This window comes from Alteromonas sp. ABD4_190 (assembly GCF_056160105.1).
This window is the reverse complement of the sequence record NZ_JBSWWN010000001.1, coordinates 1,060,126-1,080,927: the sequence shown is the minus strand read 5'-3', so window position 1 is coordinate 1,080,927 and position 20,802 is coordinate 1,060,126. Positions and strand designations below refer to the sequence as shown.

Genomic DNA, 20,802 nt, shown 5'->3' with positions numbered 1-20,802 from the left:
GTTTGAATATTCTTTTGTACTGCTATTTATATCAAACCCGTGTGACAATTCATACATTGAATAATGACAAATTCGCTAATCGGTTTTCTCTGTTAAGCCAATTTGCGTCTTTTATATGCCATTTTGCTTTTTCAAGCGTATCAGGTGGTACAATACGGGCGTGAAAATTAAGGAGTCGAAATGTTAGTTGTAGTATCCCCAGCAAAAAACCTAGATTTTGAAAGCGAAGTTCCTGTGAGTCAGTTCACTCAGCCTGCCATGCTTGAAGACACTGAACGTTTAATGGAAGTTTGCCGCACCTTATCGCCTGCTGACTTATCATCGCTGATGAAGATAAGCGATAAGTTAGCAACATTGAACGCCAACCGTTTTGCTGAGTTTTCTACGCCGTTTACTCCTGACAATGCACGCCAAGCGATGTATGCCTTTAACGGCGACGTATACACTGGATTAGATGCTTACTCGCTCGATAGCGAAACAGTCGAATATGCGCAAAAGCATCTTCGAATTTTGTCTGGGCTATATGGATTGCTTCGCCCACTAGATTTGATGCAGGCTTATCGTTTAGAAATGGGCACTAAATTAGCAAACCCTGAAGGTAAAGACCTGTATGCGTTTTGGGATGATCGCATTACTTATGTGCTAAATAAGGCATTAGAAGCACAGGGTGACAATGTGTTGATCAACCTTGCTTCAAATGAGTACTTTAAAGCAGTGAAGAAAAAGTCTTTAGATGGCATGATCATTACGCCAACGTTTAAAGACTGCAAGAATGGTCAGTATAAAATTATCAGTTTCTTTGCGAAGAAAGCTCGTGGTTTAATGGCGCGTTATATTCTTGAAAACCGTGTAGAAGACGTAGAAGGTCTGAAAAACTTCGACGTAGATGGCTATGTGTTTAGCGAAGAACAAAGTTCATCAACGGAACTTGTGTTTCTGCGTAACCAAGAAAGTTAAAAACACCCGTTCATCCATAATCACCTAAAAAGTAGGACATAAATTTGAGCATTTTAGTTCGTAATTTACCTAAGACATTTACTCAGGAAAATCTTGAAGACTTGTTTTTCGAGTTTGGCACCATAGCGTCGTGCGACTTGGTGATGGATGAGGCTTCTGGCTTATCTAAAGGCTTTGGTTTCGTAGAAATGAGCACGCAAGAAGAAACCGATAAAGCCATTGAAAAACTTAACGCCAAAGTTATCGACGGTAAGAAAATTCGTGTTAAGTGGTCAAATCAAGAGAAGAAGCAGGCTGAAGCTATAGCTAGTGCGCCAGCGCCAAAAAGAGACATTCCCGAAGATGTATGGGGAAGTGCTTCTCGCAATAACTCTGCTCGTGAAAACGACCCCGAGTAATACTGAGGGAATATAATTGACAAGCGCTGACAACGAGTGTTGTCAGCGCTCAACCTTCATTTAACCAGATACGGTTGCTGTTTGTACTTGAGTATTGCGAGCAGTCATAACAATGGCCAGCCACACCAGAACACCACCACCGGCAAGCGCTAGGCCTACCCAACCCGTTGATGCATAGCCGTAACCCGCTGACAGTGTCATTCCTGCTAACCAAGGGCCAAGCGCATTAGCGGTGTTAAAAGCCGCATGGTTCATGGCGCCGGCCAAAGTCTGAGCCTCGCCAGCGACGTCCATAAGCCTTGTTTGCAGCGGCACCACCATGCCACCACCAATACCAATGAAAAACAGTGATGCTGCCATTAAGTATGGATTCCCCATCGACGCAGCGTAAGCTGCAGCTGATAGGCCCAGTAAAACCTGAAACGTAATCGCTGACGTCAGTAGCCTGCCTTCAGAATAGCGGCCTGCAATAATATTGCCCAAGGTTACGCCTATGCCATAGATAAGCAATGTAGCCGAGATTCCCCACTCAGGTGAAGAGGTTGTATTGAGGTAAGAGGCACTGAAGTAAGAATACACGGAGAACATGCCACCAAAGCCAATCGCGCCCATAAGTAATACCAGCAGCACGTTTTTGTTTTTTAGCGCTTTAAGCTCGGTTAGCGGTTTGGCATCTGGATTAGGGCCGCGGTACGGTGCGGTTTTCCAAACCATTAATGCAGTAACTAAGGCAAAGGCTGAAATAATAAAGAAGCCAGTTCGCCATCCGAACATTTGCCCAATACCGCTAATTGACGGCACACCAATAATATTGGCAATAGCCAAGCCTAAAATGACGTTACTGACCGCTTGCGCCCGTTTATTTTTACCGGCAATGTCTGCAGCAAAGAGCATGGCAATGCCGAAGTAAGCGCCATGAGGAAGGCCAGCAATAAAGCGCGCTATGTTCATTGTCCATTCTGACCACGCTAGTGCTGTTAGCAAGTTTCCGCCAGCATAAAATACCATCATTGAAATAAGCATGGTACGTCGGGCAAGGCGAGAAAAGAAAATAGTGATGAGCGGCGCGCCCACTACAACACCAATGGCATAAGCACTAATTGCGTGACCGGCGACATTTTCAGTAATGCCAAAATCTTCTGCAAAGTAAGGCAATAAACCCATTGCCGCAAATTCGCTGCAACCGATCACAAAGGTTCCGAAAGCCAGCCAAAAAGTTATGGTGGCCAGTGAGTATTCACCCAATGCTGAGGGCTGCTCTGAAGAGGCCTGCTTTGAAGAGGCTTGGTCAGAAAGAATCTTGTCAGTTTGATTCGTCATAAACGTCCTTTTGTTGATTGAGTTCAATCAATCACGTACTTAGTGGCTGTTTTAGCGAGGGTCTGTTTAGCTTTGCTGTGCATTTTTACAATGTCTGTGTTTCATCAAAGGTAAAAGACTCTCAGCAGACTAGCGCTTTGATGAAATGCAAAAACCGGCTCAACGGAATGTTTGCCGGTTCTCTTCGAATAGTCGCCGTTATCATCGATAATATTTAGTAACCATCGATAATATTTAGCAATGATCAACAGCCCACAGGTTCGTGCTTTTCGTATTCGTTTAATGCAAGAGATCGTAGCATCGCTCAGATAGCAAGTAACGGTAACTGATAAGGTTTCTTAATCAATTCAGCGATTTAAATGTAGTGCTTTTGTTAATAAATTACGCCGGATCATATTGCGTAAAAAGTAGAATGGGCGTTTAAAAAAAGCGAAGGTGACTGTTTTCTGTGCACAAATATTGGTTACCTTTTAGTTCATCACTTTGTCATCTTTTAACATTTGTCACGTTTTCCAATCGTGGCGTGAGCACAACGCCGTATCTATGCCCCATTGAAAACAAACTTCTTGACTTTGAGGTGTTCTATATATAGAACGTTCTTTAAATGGAACAAAATGAAGTTGGTAAGGTGTGAATCAATCAACGCTCAACATTCTCGGAAGGCATTTGCAGAAACTCAGGCAAGACAAAGGTGTCTCGCTGTCGCAATTGGCAGCAGGGGCAGGTATCGCTAAATCTAACCTTTCAAGATTAGAGCAGGGCAATGGCAACCCGACGCTAGACACCATTTGGCGATTAGCTAAACAACTAGACGTTCCGTTCGGTCAGCTAGTTCAGCCTCTTAGTGCAAGCGTTGGAGAAAAGGGGGTAGAAGTTCGTTTAATTGAGCAAGGACAAGGTACCCCGAACGTTGATGCTTATTGGATGTCAGTTGCACCGAATACTTTTCGAGAGGCAGAAGCTCACGCCACAGGAACAGAAGAAACGATTACCGTTGTTAGCGGCTCTCTTGAAGCTGGGAATAGTGGAAATACTCAATGGCTGCATCCGGGTCAAAGTCTAGCATTTAACGCTGATTTGCCTCACGTATACAAAACGGGAGACGAGTGGGCGACATGTCTTATCACAATCGTTTATCACAAAGAGGCAAAGGAATGAGCCAACTTTCATCAAAAAGCGGACTCAAGCAAGGGGTTATTGACGGGTTACCTTTGTTAGGTGGTTATATTCCTGTAGCTATTTCATTTGGCGTGATCGCAGTTCAAGCCGGGTTTTCTACGCTGGAAGCCACGCTAATTTCTATATTTATTTACGCAGGCGCGTCGCAGTTTCTTTTGGTAGCCATGGTGGCATCAGGTGCGCCACTTTGGTTAGCGGTTTGTATGACGTTATTAGTTAATGTGCGCCATGTGGTTTATGCGCCCAACTTGGTGCCTTATTTACCGCAAAGTAAAGCTTGGCCGTATTTAATGCACGGCCTTACTGACCAGATTTTTGCGCTAGCCCATACTCGCTTGCCGCTAATGGACGATGCTAAAAAGGTAGATTGGTTTAAAGGTGTATCTATGGTGGCGTGGCTTAGCTGGATAGTAGGGACGGCGCTTGGCGGTATCGCAGGGGACTCCCTTACCCAACAATGGCCAATATTAGACAGCGTGATGCCCTTTGCCTTACCTGCACTTTTCCTTGTGCTACTCGCGCCTAAATTCTCAAGTAAATTGTGGAGCGCTACCTTGCTCGTTACAATGACGGCGGCTCTCTTTTTAGCTCTCAGCGCCTTTAAAAACGCTGCAATTCCATTGGCAGCACTATGCGGTGCGATAACCTTTTATCTTCTTACCTCGCACGTTGAAAGGAAGCATTCTCATGCACGTTGATATCTGGATAGCCATTGTTGTTGCAGCCATCGGGACATATGCATTACGCGTAGGCCCGTTGCTGTGGACTCAGCGTCACTTTAATAAACACAAGGCCAACAACACTGAGGCGCGTTTACCTACGTGGCTAAGCGTGTTAGGGCCGTTGATGATTGCCGCTATGCTAGGCGCGTCACTTATTCCAAAAGCACCGTCAGCGGCGAGTTGGATTGCAACCGCAATAGGCACTGTTGTCACTGTGCTTGTTTGGCGCAAATTCAAAAGCTTAGGGCTGCCAGTGTTTTGCGGCGTGCTTTCTTTTGGTGTGGCTTTTGGTATCGCTTTGGTTTAGCGTTGGGCGTAGATGTTAAGTTGCTGTGCTAAGACTTATTCTTACCCAAGGCTTTCTCGCCCCAAATTTCTTCCAAGCGCTGGTCACGCCCACAGTTCCATCGGTAGAACTTATAGCGAACGGGACTTTTTTTATAAAAATCTTGATGGCCAATTTCGTCGCCTTTTATCGGATAAAAGGTAGAAGCATCGAGTATGGGCGTTACCACCTTCTTGTTGGGAAACTGAGCTACCACGTCAGCTTTTGTTTTTTCTGCTATAGCACGTTCTTTATCGTTCGAAACAAAAATAGCGCTTAAGTAACTGGGTCCCTTATCACAAAACTGACCTCGGTCATCAAAAGGGTCAATGTTTACCCAAAAATGATCAAGAATATCTTTATAAGAAAGCATATCGCCGTCGTAGGTGATCTTTACCGCCTCAAAATGTCCCTTGTGGTTGCCATTATAAGTCGGATTTGGCGCGCTTCCGCCAGTGAACCCCGACAGCACATCGGTAACTCCTTCTAACTTTTCAAAATCAGACTCCATGCACCAAAAGCAGCCCCCAGCTAATATGGCCTCGTCGGCACTTGTTGATGGCGTAAAAATCGAAGCGCTCAACGCTGCGCTAATTAAAACTGCAGAAAGTGTTAATTTCATCACTCACCTTTTATGTGTTGGTTTAACCTTGTAGCGACCTTCGCGTTTAAGTCATCAGGCCCTTGTTTGCGAACATATACGGTTAACAAATAAAGAACGGTTTAAGCTGAAATTAATTTCATCGCGGTGCAGCGAGTTAATTCGATTTTGTTTTACAAGCGTACATTTTTTCTAAGCGCACATTGCGAAGCTTGGCGCGAAATCATAGGTTCAGAAAAAGACTAGGAGGGTGTAAGTAAAATTTTCATCTCATTCTGTAGTCTTCTTTCAAAAAGGGAACTGTCTTTAAATCGTCCATTTACAAGACGGGGCTGTAAAGCCTCTGTGACAAGGGATAGAGCGATTTATTACAATCGGCAGAGCACTTGCATCTTATCCAACTACATGAAAATCAGTTTAGTTAAAACGAAAGGAAAGATGATATGTCGATAGTCAAATCAGGTAGTGCAGCATATAAACCTTTAGGTAAAAAAGGGAAGGGCAGTATTTCAACGGAAACTGGTGCTTTATTAAACCAGCCATATGGTTTTAACACGCGATTTGAAGATGGAAAGGGAACCAACCCCGAAGAATTGATTGGTGCGGCACATGCGAGTTGCTTCACCATGGCACTTTCTTTTGCGCTTTCAGACGCGGGATACGATGACGGCGAGTTAAATACCACTGCAAAAATCAGTTTAGAGAAAAACGATGACGGCTTTGAAATAACTCAATCGGCACTAAGCTTAGATGCTGAGGTTGAAGGGATTACCGAAGATGAGTTTGAGAAAATTGCACAGGAAGCAAAAGAAAATTGCCCAGTATCTCAACTTCTTAATGCCAACATCACATTGGAATACCAATTGAATATGGGCTAATTCGCATAGCGACTTTTTGATAGAAATAGTGAGCTTTTCGGGAGAAGAACACGCGAACTATTTCTATCGCGTTACCTACCATTTTACAGCCTTTTTTGCCACATCCTTTTTTTACCCTCTTTTAACATGTTATGGACACTGTCATACAGAAGTTACAGTGTTAAAACTCAGTAACAATATGTCAGTAGCACTTTTTTCCTATTCGACTTACAGTTAGCACCAATTAGGCTATCAAAGGACATAAGCATGTATTCACTTTATGGTTATCCGAAAACCCGCTCGGTTCGCGTGGCATGGGCACTGGAAGAGCTAGGTTTACCTTTTGACTACAACTTGGTTGACTTAAAGCAGGGGAAACACCTGTCAGAAGAATATAAAGCCATCAGTCCTGCCTCTAAAATCCCAGCGCTTTCGACGCCAGAAGGTACCTTGACGGAATCGGCGGCTATCGTCACTTTTTTAGCTGAACGTCACGGCATGCATGAATTCATTCCAGAGCCTGGTAGCTTCGAGCGAGCCAAATATGAAGAAATGATGTTGTTTCTCACCAATGAGTTAGAGCAACCGATTTGGAATTTGGCAAAGCACACCTTTGCATTACCTAAAGAGCAAAGACTTGAACAAATGCGCGATATAGCGGTGTGGGAGTTTAAGCGCGTGTTGCCAGTATTTTCTTCTATGTTGGGCGATAAAGAATTTGTATGCGGCACCATGTTTACCATGGCCGACATAATAGCAGGTCATACTTTGGCGTGGGCAAAAGGCAGCAAGCTAGATATCACGCTAGACGGTAAAACAGACAATGTAGCCGCGTACGCACAACGTGTATTAGGCCGTGATGCGTATGAGAGGGCGTGGCGAAAAGAGATGGCTCATTTGCCTGAATAAATGGTGCAGCCCGAAAAATCTTACATGAATAGATACCGTGTGAACCTGTGACTTATTAAGTAAACGCTGAATTGTATTGTATCGTCGGTATGCCTGATATCGGCATCAGGTACGCATTATTAGGATTTAATGTGCTTATCACGCGGTATATAGAATCAAGAAAACACATAACGACAGCGCTTTTTTTTGCGAAATATAAGCAAAAACAGCGAAGAAATAACAAGGGAACAAAAAATGAAAGCATTCAAAACACTACTTGTAAGTAGTGCAGTAACCATGGCACTGGGCTTTAGCTCAGCTGCGGCTCATGAACACGGCAACGCAAATGTGCAGAGTTCATCGAAAAGTACTTCAGTGTCAAAAGAAGCGTCTGAGCACGAAAAACTCTTTGCGTTGTTTGCAGCCGCTGACCAGCGTGATATTGAGCTAAACCCAATTATGGCCATTTTTCGCGGCGACATGCGTTACGCAGACCGAATGGGCGACTTCTTTACAGACTCTCACGCTTTAGCGGGAAAGACAGCGACATTGCTGAATTTGTCAGAGCTTAAACAAATTGACCGCAGTAAGTTAAGCGACACCGATAAACTCGCCTACGACGTATTTAAATACAACGAAGAGCGCTCGCTAAAAATGTCTACCGACGAGATTGAAGCGCTAACGGAAGTGCGTCCTATCAATCATTTCAGTGGGTTCCACACCTTCTACCCGACCTTCGCGAGCGGAAAGGGCGCAGCGCCATTTAAAACAGTAGAAGATTACGAAAATAACTTATCTCGCCATAAGGATTACATTGCTATTTCTGACCGCGCTATCGGAAAGTTCCGCGAGGGCATGGAAAGCGGTGTTCTTGAAACTAAGCTGACAATCGATCGCGTGATCAAGCAGTTCGATACTCAGCTGGCTATCCCAATTAAAGAGTCACAGTTTTGGGGGCCAATTACTATGTTTCCAGAAAGTTTCTCTGACGAAGAAAAAGCCCGTTTAACCGCTGACTACGAGAAAGCGACGCAAGAAATTTACGATGCAACCACGCGTATGCGCGACTTCCTTCGCGATGAGTATTTGCCTGTTGCCCGTGAAAGCATTGGCCTTAGCGATATGAAAGGTGGTGCAAAGCTTTATCAATTGATGGTGGAAGATTCAACGACACTACCAATGACGCCTGATGAACTGCATAACCTTGGTTTAAAAGAAGTTAAGCGTATCAAAAATGACATGCTTGAAATTAAGGACGAAGTAAAGTTTGAAGGGACATTAAACGAATTCTTCGACTATGTACGTACCGATCCTAAGTTCAAGCCTGAAAGCCGTGAAGCGCTAACACAGAGCTATTACGATATTGGCCGTGAAGTTGATGAGAAAATTGATCAGTACTTTTCACTGTTGCCGAAGTCTGAGTTAGAAATAAAACCCTACGACCCTGCTATCGAGCAATTCAGTGCGGGTGGCTCATATCAGCCGGGCACGCCAGATGGCTCTCGTCCAGGTACTTTCTACTTTAATGCCTACGATTTGCCTAGCCGCTTAACTACCGGCAACGTTACCTTGTACCTACACGAAGGCGCTCCAGGTCACCATTTCCAAGTGAGCCTAGCGCAAGAAAATGAAGCGTTACCTTCATTCATGCGCTTTAGCTTCCTACCAGCCTTCGGTGAAGGTTGGGCGCTGTATTCTGAAACGCTAGGGTATGAAATGGGGTTCTTTGACGATCCATGGAATCGTTATGGCACGCTTCAAGATGAGCAGTTGCGCGCCATGCGTTTAGTGGTAGACACAGGTATTCACGCGAAAGGTTGGACCCGCGAACAAGCCATCGACTTTATGCTTGATAACTCAGGCATGACCCGCACAGAAGTTGTGGCCGAGGTAGAGCGTTATATTGCGATCCCGTCGCAAGCGCTATCTTACAAAGTGGGTGCGCTTAAAATTCAAGAATTGCGCGCGCGCGCAGAGAAGGCATTGGGTGATGATTTCGATATCCGTGAGTTCCACGCGCAAGTGTTAAACACGGGCGGCATTCCACTTGCTATTCTTGAACAGAAAATTGATCGCTGGATCGCTAGTCAAAAAAGTTAAGGAATAATATTTTTATTTAAACTTTTTACAGCGCAATCAGCGTTAGGTTAAGAACAGTAAAAAGCCGATATTTGACGTAAAGCCAGTAATATTCAGTATTACTGGCTTTTTTCTTTTTGCGACTAATGGCAGTGATATTGTTCAAAAGCTTCACTAGAGTATTAATTGGTATAAGTGAATAATGGTTACGAAATATAAGGGAGAATAAGGTGGAATTAGGGTTATTTTCGCTAAGTTTAACGGTAAAGGACATCAGCAAGTCGAAAGCGTTTTATGAAGCATTGGGCTTTGATGCTATGCCTTCATGTGGCTCGGTGGAAGACAAATGGTTAATGATGAAAAACGGCACCACCATGATTGGCTTATTCGAAGGTATGTTTGAAGACAACATTATGACTTTTAACCCCAGCGATGTTAGAGCACTTCAGGCAAATCTAGTTGAACAAGGCATCGCTTTAGACGTTCCTGTGAAAGGCGATAGCGGCCCCGGGCATCTAATTGTTAAAGACCCGGACGGCAACGCTATCATGTTCGATCAGTTTTAAATTCGCGCTGCCAGTTCAGCGCCTTGACGGATAGCGCGTTTAGCATCAAGTTCAGCCGCTACGTCAGCACCGCCGATAATGTGCACGGTAAATCCTGCCTCTTCTAGAGGTTGTTGCAGAGGCTTAAATGGCTCTTGGCCAGCACATACAATGACGTTATCGACCGGCAGTACTTTAGGCGCGTCGTTAATCAGCACGTGCAGACCTTCATCGTCCACTTTCTCGTAGCTCACGCCGTTTATCATTTGAACATTGTGGTGTTTCAATGATTGCCTATGGATCCAGCCCGTAGTTTTGCCCAGCCCTTTACCTACTTTAGACGTTTTACGTTGTAGCAGATACACTTCCCGCTCAGAAGGCTCTATGGCCTTTTCCTTTAGTGCACCCGGTGTAGCATAGTCTTTATCTATACCCCAATGCGCCAGCCATTTTTCTTTATCTTTGGCTAAATGCTCGTGTTCAACCAAGAACTCTGCCACATCAAAACCAATGCCGCCGGCGCCAACAATAGCCACTTTCTTGCCCACTGGCTTGTGATCGCGCAATATGTCTAAATAACTCATCACTTTAGGGTGGTCGTGCCCTTCAATTGTAAGCGTACGAGGATTAATACCGGTGGCTAGCACCACTTCATCAAACCCCTTGTTTGAGAGGTTCTCTACGTTTACTTGGGTGTTAAGGTGAACCTTAACGCCAACTCTCGCAAGTTGATTGTCAAAGTAGCGTAGGGTTTCGTAAAACTCTTCTTTACCCGGCACTTGCTTGGCGTAATTAAATTGACCGCCAATTTCACTGGCTTTATCAAATAGATGTACCTCGTGACCGCGCTCTGCGGCATACATGGAAAACGCCAAACCCGCAGGCCCTGCACCTACTACCGCTAGTTTTTTCTTGTTGTGAGTAGGGGTAAAGGTAAGTTCGGTCTCGTAGCACGCTTGTGGGTTTACCAAGCAACTTGCACGCTTTTGTTCGAATGCATGGTCTAGGCAAGCCTGGTTACAGGCAATACACGTGTTGATTAGCTTAGACTCATTGCGCATAGCCTTCGCTACAAAGTGAGCGTCAGCCAAGAAAGGTCGCGCCATCGATACCATATCAGCATGGCCTTGTGCGAGTACCGATTCTGCAACTTCAGGCGTATTGATACGGTTAGTGGTAATAAGAGGGATAGACACCTCTTTTTTCATGCGTTCGGTTATCCAGGTAAACGCCGCGCGAGGCACTGATGTTGAAATAGTAGGTACCCGCGCTTCGTGCCATCCAATACCGGTATTAATTAGCGTAGCGCCTGCTTTTTCGATTTCTTTGGCTAAATATACAACTTCGTCCCACTTAGCGCCGCCTTCGACTAAGTCCAGCATAGACAGGCGATAAATAATGATGAAGTTAGTGCCCACTTTCTCGCGTACACCTCTTACTATCTCAATCGCTAGGCGAGCGCGGTTTTCTAAGCTGCCACCCCATTCATCATTTCTATGGTTGGTGCGCTCACAGAAAAACTGGTTTATGAGGTAGCCTTCAGAACCCATAATTTCCACGCCGTCATAGCCTGCTTGCTGGGCAAGGGCTGCACATTTTACGTAGTCTTTAATTGTGCTTCTTACGCCATGTGAGGACAATTCGCGAGGCTTAAAAGGGGTAATGGGCGACTTCATCGGTGAAGCCGAAACGGCAAGTGGATGATAACCATAACGGCCTGAATGCAAAATTTGCATGCAAATTTTGCCATCTTCTTTATGCACAGCATCGGTAATAACACGGTGCTTCTTGGCATGACGAGAGCGCGTCATTCTGCCAGCGAAGGGCGCAACCCAACCTGAAATGTTAGGACTAATGCCGCCAGTCACAATAAGCCCGGCACCGCCTTTTGCCCGCTCGGCATAGAATGCTGCCAGTTTATCAAAGCCGCCTTTTTCTTCTTCTAGGCCTAAGTGCATCGAACCCATAAGTGTGCGGTTACGAAGTGTAGTAAAACCCAAATTTAATGGGGCTAATAGGTTAGGGTAAAAAGGTGACTGCTGCTCTGAAGTATTCGCAGAATGGGGAGCAAGGGTTTGAGGTTGAGTCTGAGACGAGGGCGTATTCATAATTATTCTCTTTTTATTTGCTATGAAGGCAGTTAGTGCATGTCGCTCTTTGCTGCGGCGCAGTGCTCATCTGTCTTTCGTGATTTAAGTGCTGATGGTTACACATAATCCGACCACACTAACTTGCCCGACCAGTTGCTCTGATTATTTACCACCACATTCAATTGGTAAAGTGCAGTACCCTATTTTTAACATAATAAAAAAGCGAGATACCGGGCTAATGGATATCTCGCTTCGTTAATCATTGCTTTCCATCACAAGTATGTATGCGTTATAGGTTAGCGTTTACTTATGATATTGGCATTTTTAAAGCAGTGCTCGCCCTATAAATTACTCGTCTACGTACATTTTTTGCTGGAACTTCAGCGTTTGTTTGCTGCTCCCTTTTTGAACGTCAATCTCAAATCTGAAGGTTTCTTGATCCCGAAATGGCAGCACGGCAAGGTAATAGATAGCATCACCTTCTTCGACCTTTTTAAAAGTCAGCTTACGCGAGTTACCTAACAGATTCTTAGCCGTACCCGTTACGTCTGCCCGTTGCGCGTCACCGGAAACTTTGTCTAACACCGAAATGTTAACCAATGCATTAAACTTACTTCTTACAATGCCGTAGTTAGCGGCCACTTCAGGTGTCAAAAATGGCGTACTGACTACCATATAATGTACATCCCATTCGCCAAGCGTTTTTTTCTGCTCGGCAAATGCGGAAAAGCTTAAGCATGACATAGCCATCGCAAGAAGTGCTACGTAAGCTTTTTTGATTTGTTTTATTCTACCCATGATAGAAACTACCTCTGCCTTCATCTTATTTTCAATTTTACCCATTACAGCTTGTCTTACTCTATGAACCAAACTGCAAAACCAACACTTTCCCTAACAGTGTCTTCAACTGACATTAGCTACATAGGGAAAGTGTCTTGGATCAGAAGCTGTAAAAACTGTAATGCGATGATGGCAATAAGCACTGATAAGTCTAAACCGCCTAATGGTGGAATAACCTTGCGTATTGGCGCTAAAAACGGCTCTGTTAGCTGATATAGCACATAGTCAACCGGAGACTGACCTTGCGAGACCCAGCTTAAAATAGCGCGTAGTAGCAACACCCAGAACATTAGCGACAGAGTTTCTTTTATCACGCCAATTACTGACAAAATTGCAATGCCGACTGGGTTTAGACTACCGCCAAACATTAACCCTAGGGTTATTAGCTTAAGCGCGCATACCGCTACCGCTAACACAAAAGTAGCGGTGTCGAACCTGCCGATTGACGGAATAATACGGCGCAACGGCCCCACGATAGGGTGGGTTGCTTTTACTACAAATTGACTGAGTGGATTATAAAAATCTGCCTGAACCATTTGTAACCAAAGGCGCAGAATAACCACCATCAAATAAAGGCTAAATAAGGTATCAACCAAAAATACCGTTGCGTTCATGTTGTGTTTTTCCTAAAACGTTATAGCTGTTTTGCCATTTCTTCAGCACGTGCTACGGCGGCGCGCATCGACTTGCTAACAATATCTTTTAAACCTTCATTAATGAAAGTATTAACGGCTTCTGCGGTAGTGCCGCCCTTAGACGTAACTTGGGCACGAAGCTCGCTTAATTCAAGGTCTGGGTTGTTACAAACCATTTCGGCTGCGCCTAACATCGCTTGTTGGACCATTAAGCGAGATTGCGCTTTGTCAAAGCCCATGTTCATGGCTTCTTCCTGCATATTTTGTAAGAACAAGAAGAAATAAGCTGGGCTGCTGCCCGCTGCGGCGATAACACCGTTAATACCCTCTTCTTTATCTACCCAAACGGTTTCGCCAACGCTGTTCATTACATCGTCAACGTATTGCCTGTCTGACTCAGAAACCGTGTCGTCGGCATACATTCCCGACATGCCCTTGCCTAACAAGCTCGGGGTGTTTGGCATAATACGAACAACAGGGTATTCACCACCTAGCATTTCTTGCAATCTGGCTACCGGCAGCCCAGCTGCAATGCTCATAAACAACTTGCCCGAAAGGTCATTGTTTTTCTGAAGCTCGCCGCACATATCGCCCATTATTTGTGGTTTTACCGCAAGTACTATGGCATCAGCGAATTGGCAGGCTTCATCATTAGATTGTGTGGTGTGAATACCAAACTCGGCCTTCAGGCCGTCTAACTTTGGTGTGGAAGGGTTTGCCGCAAGGATGTTTTCTTTCGCGTACCCAGATTTGATAAGACCACTGATGATGCTGCGGCTCATGTTACCCGCGCCAATAAATGCTAATTTTTTCTGTTGCATGTAAATCCTATTTGTTGGTTGCGTTTAAGTCTGTGTAGCGAGGCGAAGTGCTATCCGTTGGATTAGCGCGCTAGTTTCGCTTACCGAAAATAGCGGTACCGATGCGCACCATAGTCGACCCGTGTTGAATCGCTTCTGTCATATCACTACTCATTCCTACGGATAGGGTATCAAAATTGCTCAATGATGTATGGTAGTGGTCAAATAATTCTTTTAGTTTAGTTAGTGTAGCGCGCTGTTGTTCTTCACTAGGATTAGCTTTGGGAATGGCCATCAATCCCCGTAAGCAAAGCCGCTCTTGTGACACCACGAACTCAACTAAAGAAGCTAGTTCGTTAGGCGCTACGCCAGACTTACTGCCTTCATCATCAATATTCACTTGAATACACACGTTTAAAGGCGGCATTGAGCCAGGACGTTGCTCGTTTAAGCGGCGGGCAATCTTCTCTCTGTCTACTGACTGAACCCAATCGAAATGTTCAGCTACTACTTTAGTTTTATTTGACTGAATCGGCCCAATCATATGCCATTCAATATTTTCAAGGTTGGAAAGCTTCTGAACCTTTTCAACGCCTTCCTGAACATAGTTTTCACCGAACTTTCGTTGCCCCGCTTCATACGCTTCAATGATATCTGATACGGGTTTTGTTTTACTAACCGCTAGCAATTTAATCGAATTTGGTGGACGATGGGCACTATTAGCGGCTTGGTCTATTCCTTTTCGTGCGGAATTTAGTCTTTCTGCTATTGTTTGCATTATTCACCTTGTTATGGAGATGTAGTTGTGGATATTACCGAACTTTTGGCTTTCAGTGTTAAGAATAACGCCTCAGATTTACACTTATCAGCGGGCCTCCCACCAATTATTCGTGTAGATGGTGAGATGCGCAAACTGAATGTGCCTGCACTCGATCATAAGCAGGTTCATAGCCTTGTTTTCGAAATTATGAATGACATGCAGCGCAAAGAGTACGAAGAAAATCTAGAAACCGATTTTTCTTTCGAAGTAAATGGATTGTCACGCTTTCGTGTTAACGCATTTGTGCAAAATCGCGGGGCAGCCGCTGTGTTACGTACCATCCCAAGTAAAGTCTTAACGCTAGACGACTTAGGGGCACCTGAAATATTTAAAGATATAATCAATCAACCTACTGGGATTGTATTGGTCACGGGCGCAACAGGTTCAGGTAAAAGTACCACACTTGCGGCCATGGTCGACCATATCAACACGCACAAGCGCGAACATATCCTTACCATTGAAGACCCAATCGAATTTGTTCACGACAACAAGCTTAGCTTGGTAAACCAGCGGGAGGTTCACCGAGATACACACTCGTTCAACAACGCCTTGCGCTCAGCACTTCGTGAAGACCCTGACGTAATTCTGGTTGGTGAGCTTCGTGATTTAGAAACCATACGTCTTGCAATATCCGCGGCGGAAACAGGTCACTTAGTATTTGGTACGCTGCACACCAACTCTGCGCCAAAAACCATCGACCGTATCATTGATGTATTTCCTGCAGAAGAAAAAGCTATGGTGCGCTCTATGTTGTCGGAATCACTACGCGCGGTAATTTCACAAACCCTGCTTAAGAAAGTAGGCGGTGGCCGTGTTGCAGCCCACGAAATTATGGTTGGGATCCCCGCAATTCGTAACCTAATTCGTGAAGATAAAGTGCCGCAAATGTACTCAGTTATTCAAACGGGTCAGGCGCATGGTATGCAAACGATGGATCAGTGCCTGCAGCGTTTAGTTGCCATGGGTGTTATTACCAAACAAGACGCAGCGGCAAAATCAGTTGATAAACAGTCGATGAATAACTTCTAGAGGCTATCATGCTAGATTCTTTGCTACAAAAAATGGTCGATACCAACGCATCTGATTTGTTTATCACCGCAGAATTTCCAGTCAGTGCCAAAATTAACGGCAAACTTACACCGGTGACCGAAGGTGCAACTTCCGAAGAGGAGTCACTCGCACTCGTTCACGAAGCGATGAACGAAAAGCAGCAGAATGAGTTTCATACATCGAAAGAATGTAACTTCGCTATTGTACGAGAAGGTATCGGCCGCTTCCGTTGTTCTGCATTTTGGCAGCGCGATCAAGCGGGAATGGTTATTCGTCGTATCGTCACTCAAATTCCTAAAGCTGATGACTTGGGTCTGCCGCGTGTATTAAAAGAAATTATTATGTCAAAGCGCGGCCTTGTTTTATTTGTGGGTGGAACAGGTACAGGTAAATCTACGTCATTGGCTGCGCTTGTTGGTCACAGAAACGAGAACTCTCATGGCCACATATTGACTATTGAAGACCCTATTGAATTTGTGCATGAGCATAAGAACTGTGTTATTACCCAGCGCGAAGTGGGCATTGACACCCAATCTTTCGATGACGCGCTTAAAAGCTCGCTACGACAGGCGCCTGATGTCATTCTCATTGGTGAAATTCGCTCTATGGAAACCATGGAATATGCGATGTCGTTTGCTGATACAGGGCATTTGTGTGTGGCCACGCTTCACGCTAACAACGCAAACCAAGCGATTGAGCGTATTATGCATTTAGCGCCGAAAGATCAGCACGACAAACTGCGCTTTGACTTAAGCTTAAACATTCGCGCTATCGTAGCGCAGCAACTTGTACCTACACCAGATGGCAGAGGTAGGGTAGCTGCAATAGAGATATTGCTAAACTCGCCGTTAGTACGCGACCTTATTCAGCGCAACGAAATTGGCGCGTTAAAAGAAGCGATGAAAAAAGGTAAAGAGCAGGGCATGCAGAGTTTTGATATGGCCCTTTACGACCTTTACAAAGCGGGTAAGATTGACATGGACCAAGCGCTACATCATGCTGATTCGCCTAATGATCTACGCTTAATGATCAAGCTTGACACCAGCGACGGTTCTAGCTTAGGGACGTTATCGAACGTATCTATTGATATGGATGATTAGCTGCATTCGCTTGAGTTTGATGTGTCACCTTAATTTGTGCTTGAAAAGCTATAGTTGCATGAACCAGTATTAGAGTAATGCATTTTTCGAGCACGATGAGCAGCCTAAAGCCTACTTTTGTTTATATCCTTACAGGGTAGGCGTTAGTTTAAGAATACTAGGGCAGTCATTGAAAAAACTTTTCACTTCACAAGATGCGTTTGAAATGCAAGCGGTTCGCAGCGAGCTTGACGCTCTGTCAATTCCCTATTTGGTAAAAAATGAGTTTGTCAGTGGTGCAATAGGAGAGCTGCCTTGGCAGGATTCTCAGCAGGAAGTGTGGCTAGTCGACGATAGCTGGTATGCAAGAGCGTCAAGAGTTATAGCGCCTTTTATTCAAAAATCAAACAACAATGCAGTGAGCAGTAAGGATTGGATTTGTGGTAGTTGCAACGAAGAAAATGGCAGCGCTTTTGATGTGTGCTGGCAATGCGGTAAAGACAGATAGTAACAACAAGCGTTTTACTAATAGTTAATCGTACTGGCTCTCGCTCCAGCTAGCAAAAATTACGCAAGCCGATACGCTATCTACCTTATCTTTAGTCAGTTTTTTATAGCCACCTAACTCAAACAGCATAGCTTTAGCGTCTGTAGTAGTAAGTCGTTCGTCACAGGTTTCTACGGCCACTTTAAAACGACCATGAAGCCGATTGGCAAACTTGCGGGCTCGTTGAGTCATTTCCTGCTCTGTACCGTCCATGTTAAGCGGTAAACCTACGACCACGACATGAGGCTGCCATTCTTCGTAAAGCTTTTCTATCAGTGCCCAATCAGGAATGCCGTCTCTTGCCTTAAGCGCGGCTAGGGGAGAGGCTGTACCTGTAACTTCCTGGCCTACTGCCACACCAATACTTTTGGTCCCAAAATCGAACGCTAGTACCGTTCGGTTTCCTATATCAGGCATGACCAGCTCCCGGTGCTAGTTGCCATACATCCACACCGAGTTTATTTACTGTAGCCTGCCACTTTTTATGCATGGGGGTGTTAAATAGGATTTCTTCATCTGCTTCTACAGTCAGCCACGCGTTTTCCTGCATTTCCTTTTCAAGCTGTCCAGGTGTCCATCCGGCGTAACCTAAAGCAATAAGCACGTTTTCTGGACCCTCGTCTTTAGCAATGGCAGTGAGAATATCCTTGGATGTTGTGACCATTATTCCTGGCGCTAGCTTAAGGCTAGATGCCCAGGATTTTTGTGACGAATGCAAAACGAATCCGCGTTCCTGGTTGACCGGCCCGCCCGCTAAAACGATTTGTTCTGCCTTGTCTCCAGAAATAGTCAACTCTTTATCGGTTTGTTCAAGAAGTTGTTTGACGTTCATAGTAGAGGGTTGATTTACCACGATGCCCATGGCGCCCTCAGCATTGTGTTCGCAAACATAAATGAGAGACCGAGAAAAATACGGATCGTCTAAGCTAGGCATCGCGATCAGAAAGTGATTTTGTAGGCTTTTTAATTCCGTCATAGTTTGCTTTTACTACTATCTAATATTAACGTCTTTTACTTTAGAGGCCTTTAAACATCTAGCGTAAACATTGAGTACAAAAGGCCCTGCATTTACCCGTGTTGAGCTTTATCTAATCTACCCGCTCCGGTGACTAGAGCAAAGCAGGTCTATCAGTTGGCTAAACGCTTTTCAATGGCGTCAAACAGTGCGCCCATAATATTGACGTCAAACGCTGCTTCAATTTCTCTTACGCAAGTTGGGCTAGTAATGTTTATTTCAGTAATTTTACTGCCGATAACATCAAGTCCAACGAATAAAATATTATTTTCTTTTAGTGTCGGCGCAATGGCTTCTGCCAGGCCGCGATCAGAGTCAGAAATTGGCTGTGGGCGTCCGGTACCGCCAGCGGCTAAATTGCCTCTAGTCTCCCCTTTAGTGGGCAGTCTCGCTAAGCAGTACGGCATGACTTCACCATCAACGATGAGTACGCGCTTATCGCCGTCTTTAATCTCTGGCAGATATTCTTGTACCATCATGTAGCGTGTGCCTAACTTGGTTAGGGTTTCAATTATAACGCCCAAGTTGTTGCCATCGGGCTTGACTCTAAAAATAGACGCGCCGCCCATACCGTCTAAGGGTTTGCAAATAATGTCTTGATGCTTGGCGTGAAACTCACGGATAAGCGCTTGGTTGTTAGTGACTAAGGTATGTGGAATGTGTTCTGGAAAGTACGATGTAAACAACTTTTCATTGTAGTCGCGTAGCGCTTGAGGGTTATTTACAACGAGCGCTCCCGCGTCTTGTGCGAGCGACAACACCTGAGTAGCGTACAGAAATTCACTATCAAACGGTGGATCTTTGCGCATTAGCAGCACATCAATATCGCCTAAGTGGAGGGTAGCTTCATCTTCAATGGTGTAGAAATCTGTGGCTTGGTCTTTTACCGATACGGTTTTACCCAAACCCATAGGCTTACCATTGTCTAAATACAGGTCTTTTAATTCAAAATAAACAATCTTTGCACCGCGGCGCTGAGCTTCAAGCATCATCGCAAAGCTAGTGTCTTTATGTGGCTTAATGCTTGCGATGGGGTCCATAATTACGCCAACAGTATAGTGCATAATGTTTTCACCTTGGATGTTAATGAAATACCGCAACGAACGGCTTATCTGATTGAGTTAATATATGGGGGCACACCTAAAATCTTCAAGCTACTTAGCTACCCCCATGCAAGCTAAACGGCTTCTTTAAAATCTAAACTTAAAAGTCGCCGTGCTGAGCTTGAAGAATGCTTAAGCTGGTAATTGCAGCGGTTTCGGTACGCAAAATACGTGGGCCAAGACTTACCGACTGATACCCGTTTTCGTTTGCCTGATGAATTTCTGGTTCAGACAAACCGCCTTCTGGGCCAATAAGCAAACGAAAGCCTTGAGTGTTATAGGGTTGTCTTGCCAAGCTTTGCTCGGCACCTGGTGCGAGAACTAGTCGAGTGGTGCTTGTTGAGGAAGATAGCCACTGGTTCAAATTTACAGGGGTATTAAGTACAGGAATTATATTTCGACCACTCTGCTCGCAGGCGCCAATAATAATCTTTTGCCATTGTTGGATTTTCTTTTCCCAACGAGATTCGTCGAGCTTTACTGTGCAGCGCTCAGTGATTACGGGCGTGATTTCTGTTACGCCAAGCTCTACGCTTTTCTGCAGCACCGTGTCCATCCTATCACCCTTCGAGACGCCCTGACCTAGATGTAAATGTAGGGGGGACTCTTTTGAAAGTGATAGGCAAGCGTCGGCCTCGACTGTGACCCTCTTTCTTTGAACACTGATAATCTGAGCACTGTACTCGTTCCCGTCGCCATTGAATAGCACAATAGGCCGGTTGGGTTTTATTCGCAGTACAGTAGCAATGTGATGGCCGGCATCTTCGGTCAACTCAAATTCTTGTTCTAACGGAATAGGATTGGGGTAATAAACTCTTGGTATACGCATGGTAAATCGTGTTTTTGATTTTAATGCGTATAATACGTGTGTGCACGTACAGGTTGCAATGCTGTCGACGGCACTATGTAAACTATTGGGTAAAAACTTACATAAACGACAGCACGCGGTCTA

The 20,802-nt window shown here is 44.8% G+C and carries 23 protein-coding genes; 12 read left to right on the top strand and 11 right to left on the bottom strand.

Going from position 1 to position 20,802, the window contains the following annotated elements:
• Positions 1 to 180: 180 nt before the first annotated feature.
• The gene (gene yaaA, locus ACXAFM_RS04775) at positions 181 to 957 is read left to right on the top strand and encodes a peroxide stress protein YaaA (RefSeq protein ID WP_474827379.1); all 777 of its coding nucleotides are present in this window, start codon (positions 181 to 183) and stop codon (positions 955 to 957) included.
• Positions 958 to 1,001: 44 nt separating this feature from the next.
• On the top strand, positions 1,002 to 1,355 hold the full coding sequence (locus ACXAFM_RS04770; RefSeq protein WP_474827377.1) for an RNA recognition motif domain-containing protein: 354 nt from the start codon (positions 1,002 to 1,004) through the stop codon (positions 1,353 to 1,355).
• 60 nt (positions 1,356 to 1,415) lie between these two features.
• On the opposite strand, the gene ACXAFM_RS04765 is transcribed toward ACXAFM_RS04770, so the two are convergent.
• On the bottom strand, positions 1,416 to 2,675 hold the full coding sequence (locus tag ACXAFM_RS04765) for an MFS transporter (protein ID WP_474827375.1): 1,260 nt from the start codon (positions 2,673 to 2,675) through the stop codon (positions 1,416 to 1,418).
• Between the two features lie 666 nt (positions 2,676 to 3,341).
• Here ACXAFM_RS04765 and ACXAFM_RS04760 point away from each other — a divergent pair.
• Genes ACXAFM_RS04760 through ACXAFM_RS04750 form a run of 3 tightly spaced genes read left to right on the top strand, consistent with a single transcriptional unit; the run spans position 3,342 to position 4,883 of the window.
• Positions 3,342 to 3,833 (top strand): helix-turn-helix domain-containing protein, encoded by a 492-nt coding sequence (locus ACXAFM_RS04760; RefSeq protein WP_474827373.1) that lies wholly within the window; start codon positions 3,342 to 3,344, stop codon positions 3,831 to 3,833.
• Positions 3,830 to 4,552, top strand: a complete 723-nt coding sequence (locus tag ACXAFM_RS04755; protein WP_474827372.1) for an AzlC family ABC transporter permease — start codon at positions 3,830 to 3,832, stop codon at positions 4,550 to 4,552. The genes ACXAFM_RS04760 and ACXAFM_RS04755 overlap by 4 nt, the downstream gene beginning before the upstream one ends.
• Positions 4,542 to 4,883 carry an AzlD domain-containing protein gene (locus ACXAFM_RS04750; protein ID WP_131137618.1) on the top strand — a complete coding sequence of 114 codons (342 nt, stop codon included), beginning with the start codon at positions 4,542 to 4,544 and terminating at the stop codon, positions 4,881 to 4,883. Before ACXAFM_RS04755 ends, ACXAFM_RS04750 begins: the two co-directional genes overlap by 11 nt.
• 28 nt (positions 4,884 to 4,911) lie before the next feature.
• Here ACXAFM_RS04750 and msrA read toward each other — a convergent pair whose 3' ends face one another.
• The gene (msrA, locus tag ACXAFM_RS04745) at positions 4,912 to 5,523 is read right to left on the bottom strand and encodes a peptide-methionine (S)-S-oxide reductase MsrA (RefSeq protein ID WP_474827370.1); all 612 of its coding nucleotides are present in this window, start codon (positions 5,521 to 5,523) and stop codon (positions 4,912 to 4,914) included.
• Between the two features lie 422 nt (positions 5,524 to 5,945).
• Here msrA and ACXAFM_RS04740 point away from each other — a divergent pair, with 422 nt between their 5' ends.
• The 4 genes from ACXAFM_RS04740 (at position 5,946) to ACXAFM_RS04725 (ending at position 9,892) form a co-directional block, all read left to right on the top strand.
• Positions 5,946 to 6,380, top strand: coding sequence for an OsmC family protein (locus tag ACXAFM_RS04740; RefSeq protein ID WP_474827368.1), 435 nt, complete (start codon positions 5,946 to 5,948; stop codon positions 6,378 to 6,380).
• Positions 6,381 to 6,626: 246 nt separating this feature from the next.
• Positions 6,627 to 7,268 carry a glutathione S-transferase family protein gene (locus ACXAFM_RS04735; protein ID WP_474833560.1) on the top strand — a complete coding sequence of 214 codons (642 nt, stop codon included), beginning with the start codon at positions 6,627 to 6,629 and terminating at the stop codon, positions 7,266 to 7,268.
• A 234-nt stretch (positions 7,269 to 7,502) separates the two neighbouring features.
• Positions 7,503 to 9,347 (top strand): DUF885 domain-containing protein, encoded by a 1,845-nt coding sequence (locus ACXAFM_RS04730; RefSeq protein ID WP_474827366.1) that lies wholly within the window; start codon positions 7,503 to 7,505, stop codon positions 9,345 to 9,347.
• A gap of 209 nt (positions 9,348 to 9,556) precedes the next feature.
• Positions 9,557 to 9,892 (top strand): VOC family protein, encoded by a 336-nt coding sequence (locus tag ACXAFM_RS04725; protein ID WP_474827364.1) that lies wholly within the window; start codon positions 9,557 to 9,559, stop codon positions 9,890 to 9,892.
• On the opposite strand, the gene ACXAFM_RS04720 is transcribed toward ACXAFM_RS04725, so the two are convergent.
• From ACXAFM_RS04720 to ACXAFM_RS04700, 5 genes are all read right to left on the bottom strand, one after another.
• A complete protein-coding gene (locus tag ACXAFM_RS04720) occupies positions 9,889 to 11,979 on the bottom strand; it encodes an oxidoreductase (protein ID WP_474827362.1) in 2,091 nt (696 codons plus the stop codon). The two genes, ACXAFM_RS04725 and ACXAFM_RS04720, sit on opposite strands and share 4 nt — an antisense overlap.
• A 330-nt stretch (positions 11,980 to 12,309) precedes the next feature.
• Positions 12,310 to 12,783 carry a DUF4426 domain-containing protein gene (locus ACXAFM_RS04715; protein WP_474830512.1) on the bottom strand — a complete coding sequence of 158 codons (474 nt, stop codon included), beginning with the start codon at positions 12,781 to 12,783 and terminating at the stop codon, positions 12,310 to 12,312.
• A 95-nt stretch (positions 12,784 to 12,878) separates the two neighbouring features.
• Positions 12,879 to 13,415, bottom strand: a complete 537-nt coding sequence (locus ACXAFM_RS04710) for a YggT family protein (protein ID WP_014950467.1) — start codon at positions 13,413 to 13,415, stop codon at positions 12,879 to 12,881.
• 20 nt (positions 13,416 to 13,435) lie between these two features.
• A complete protein-coding gene (gene proC, locus ACXAFM_RS04705; protein ID WP_014950466.1) occupies positions 13,436 to 14,257 on the bottom strand; it encodes a pyrroline-5-carboxylate reductase in 822 nt (273 codons plus the stop codon).
• A 70-nt stretch (positions 14,258 to 14,327) separates the two neighbouring features.
• Positions 14,328 to 15,014 (bottom strand): YggS family pyridoxal phosphate-dependent enzyme, encoded by a 687-nt coding sequence (locus ACXAFM_RS04700; RefSeq protein ID WP_474827360.1) that lies wholly within the window; start codon positions 15,012 to 15,014, stop codon positions 14,328 to 14,330.
• A gap of 27 nt (positions 15,015 to 15,041) precedes the next feature.
• Here ACXAFM_RS04700 and ACXAFM_RS04695 point away from each other — a divergent pair, with 27 nt between their 5' ends.
• The 3 genes from ACXAFM_RS04695 to ACXAFM_RS04685 all read left to right on the top strand — a co-directional run bounded on the left by ACXAFM_RS04695 (position 15,042) and on the right by ACXAFM_RS04685 (position 17,693).
• Positions 15,042 to 16,085: a type IV pilus twitching motility protein PilT gene (locus ACXAFM_RS04695; RefSeq protein WP_474827358.1), complete on the top strand. Its 1,044-nt coding sequence runs from the start codon at positions 15,042 to 15,044 to the stop codon at positions 16,083 to 16,085.
• A gap of 8 nt (positions 16,086 to 16,093) precedes the next feature.
• Positions 16,094 to 17,206, top strand: coding sequence for a PilT/PilU family type 4a pilus ATPase (locus ACXAFM_RS04690; protein ID WP_474827356.1), 1,113 nt, complete (start codon positions 16,094 to 16,096; stop codon positions 17,204 to 17,206).
• Between the two features lie 169 nt (positions 17,207 to 17,375).
• Positions 17,376 to 17,693 (top strand): putative signal transducing protein, encoded by a 318-nt coding sequence (locus ACXAFM_RS04685; protein WP_474827354.1) that lies wholly within the window; start codon positions 17,376 to 17,378, stop codon positions 17,691 to 17,693.
• A gap of 24 nt (positions 17,694 to 17,717) precedes the next feature.
• Here ACXAFM_RS04685 and ruvX read toward each other — a convergent pair whose 3' ends face one another.
• The 4 genes from ruvX to ACXAFM_RS04665 all read right to left on the bottom strand — a co-directional run bounded on the left by ruvX (position 17,718) and on the right by ACXAFM_RS04665 (position 20,679).
• The gene (gene ruvX / locus ACXAFM_RS04680) at positions 17,718 to 18,149 is read right to left on the bottom strand and encodes a Holliday junction resolvase RuvX (RefSeq protein ID WP_474827352.1); all 432 of its coding nucleotides are present in this window, start codon (positions 18,147 to 18,149) and stop codon (positions 17,718 to 17,720) included.
• On the bottom strand, positions 18,142 to 18,708 hold the full coding sequence (locus tag ACXAFM_RS04675) for a YqgE/AlgH family protein (protein ID WP_474827350.1): 567 nt from the start codon (positions 18,706 to 18,708) through the stop codon (positions 18,142 to 18,144). The genes ruvX and ACXAFM_RS04675 overlap by 8 nt, the downstream gene beginning before the upstream one ends.
• Before the next feature lie 152 nt (positions 18,709 to 18,860).
• Positions 18,861 to 19,811 carry a glutathione synthase gene (gshB, locus tag ACXAFM_RS04670; RefSeq protein WP_474827348.1) on the bottom strand — a complete coding sequence of 317 codons (951 nt, stop codon included), beginning with the start codon at positions 19,809 to 19,811 and terminating at the stop codon, positions 18,861 to 18,863.
• Positions 19,812 to 19,950: 139 nt separating this feature from the next.
• A complete protein-coding gene (locus tag ACXAFM_RS04665; protein ID WP_474827346.1) occupies positions 19,951 to 20,679 on the bottom strand; it encodes a 16S rRNA (uracil(1498)-N(3))-methyltransferase in 729 nt (242 codons plus the stop codon).
• Positions 20,680 to 20,802 lie beyond the last annotated feature (123 nt).

Excerpts from the sequence above, each read along its gene's own strand:
- yaaA (WP_474827379.1), top strand. The coding sequence starts at position 181 with ATGTTAGTTGTAGTATCCCCAGCAAAAAACCTAGATTTTGAAAGCGAA.
- ACXAFM_RS04765 (WP_474827375.1), bottom strand. The coding sequence starts at position 2,675 with ATGACGAATCAAACTGACAAGATTCTTTCTGACCAAGCCTCTTCAAAG.
- ACXAFM_RS04755 (WP_474827372.1), top strand. The coding sequence starts at position 3,830 with ATGAGCCAACTTTCATCAAAAAGCGGACTCAAGCAAGGGGTTATTGAC.
- ACXAFM_RS04750 (WP_131137618.1), top strand. The coding sequence starts at position 4,542 with ATGCACGTTGATATCTGGATAGCCATTGTTGTTGCAGCCATCGGGACA.
- msrA (WP_474827370.1), bottom strand. The coding sequence starts at position 5,523 with ATGAAATTAACACTTTCTGCAGTTTTAATTAGCGCAGCGTTGAGCGCT.
- ACXAFM_RS04740 (WP_474827368.1), top strand. The coding sequence starts at position 5,946 with ATGTCGATAGTCAAATCAGGTAGTGCAGCATATAAACCTTTAGGTAAA.
- ACXAFM_RS04735 (WP_474833560.1), top strand. The coding sequence starts at position 6,627 with ATGTATTCACTTTATGGTTATCCGAAAACCCGCTCGGTTCGCGTGGCA.
- ACXAFM_RS04730 (WP_474827366.1), top strand. The coding sequence starts at position 7,503 with ATGAAAGCATTCAAAACACTACTTGTAAGTAGTGCAGTAACCATGGCA.
- ACXAFM_RS04720 (WP_474827362.1), bottom strand. The coding sequence starts at position 11,979 with ATGAATACGCCCTCGTCTCAGACTCAACCTCAAACCCTTGCTCCCCAT.
- ACXAFM_RS04715 (WP_474830512.1), bottom strand. The coding sequence starts at position 12,783 with ATGAAGGCAGAGGTAGTTTCTATCATGGGTAGAATAAAACAAATCAAA.
- ACXAFM_RS04710 (WP_014950467.1), bottom strand. The coding sequence starts at position 13,415 with ATGAACGCAACGGTATTTTTGGTTGATACCTTATTTAGCCTTTATTTG.
- proC (WP_014950466.1), bottom strand. The coding sequence starts at position 14,257 with ATGCAACAGAAAAAATTAGCATTTATTGGCGCGGGTAACATGAGCCGC.
- ACXAFM_RS04700 (WP_474827360.1), bottom strand. The coding sequence starts at position 15,014 with ATGCAAACAATAGCAGAAAGACTAAATTCCGCACGAAAAGGAATAGAC.
- ACXAFM_RS04690 (WP_474827356.1), top strand. The coding sequence starts at position 16,094 with ATGCTAGATTCTTTGCTACAAAAAATGGTCGATACCAACGCATCTGAT.
- ruvX (WP_474827352.1), bottom strand. The coding sequence starts at position 18,149 with ATGCCTGATATAGGAAACCGAACGGTACTAGCGTTCGATTTTGGGACC.
- ACXAFM_RS04675 (WP_474827350.1), bottom strand. The coding sequence starts at position 18,708 with ATGACGGAATTAAAAAGCCTACAAAATCACTTTCTGATCGCGATGCCT.
- gshB (WP_474827348.1), bottom strand. The coding sequence starts at position 19,811 with ATGCACTATACTGTTGGCGTAATTATGGACCCCATCGCAAGCATTAAG.
- ACXAFM_RS04665 (WP_474827346.1), bottom strand. The coding sequence starts at position 20,679 with ATGCGTATACCAAGAGTTTATTACCCCAATCCTATTCCGTTAGAACAA.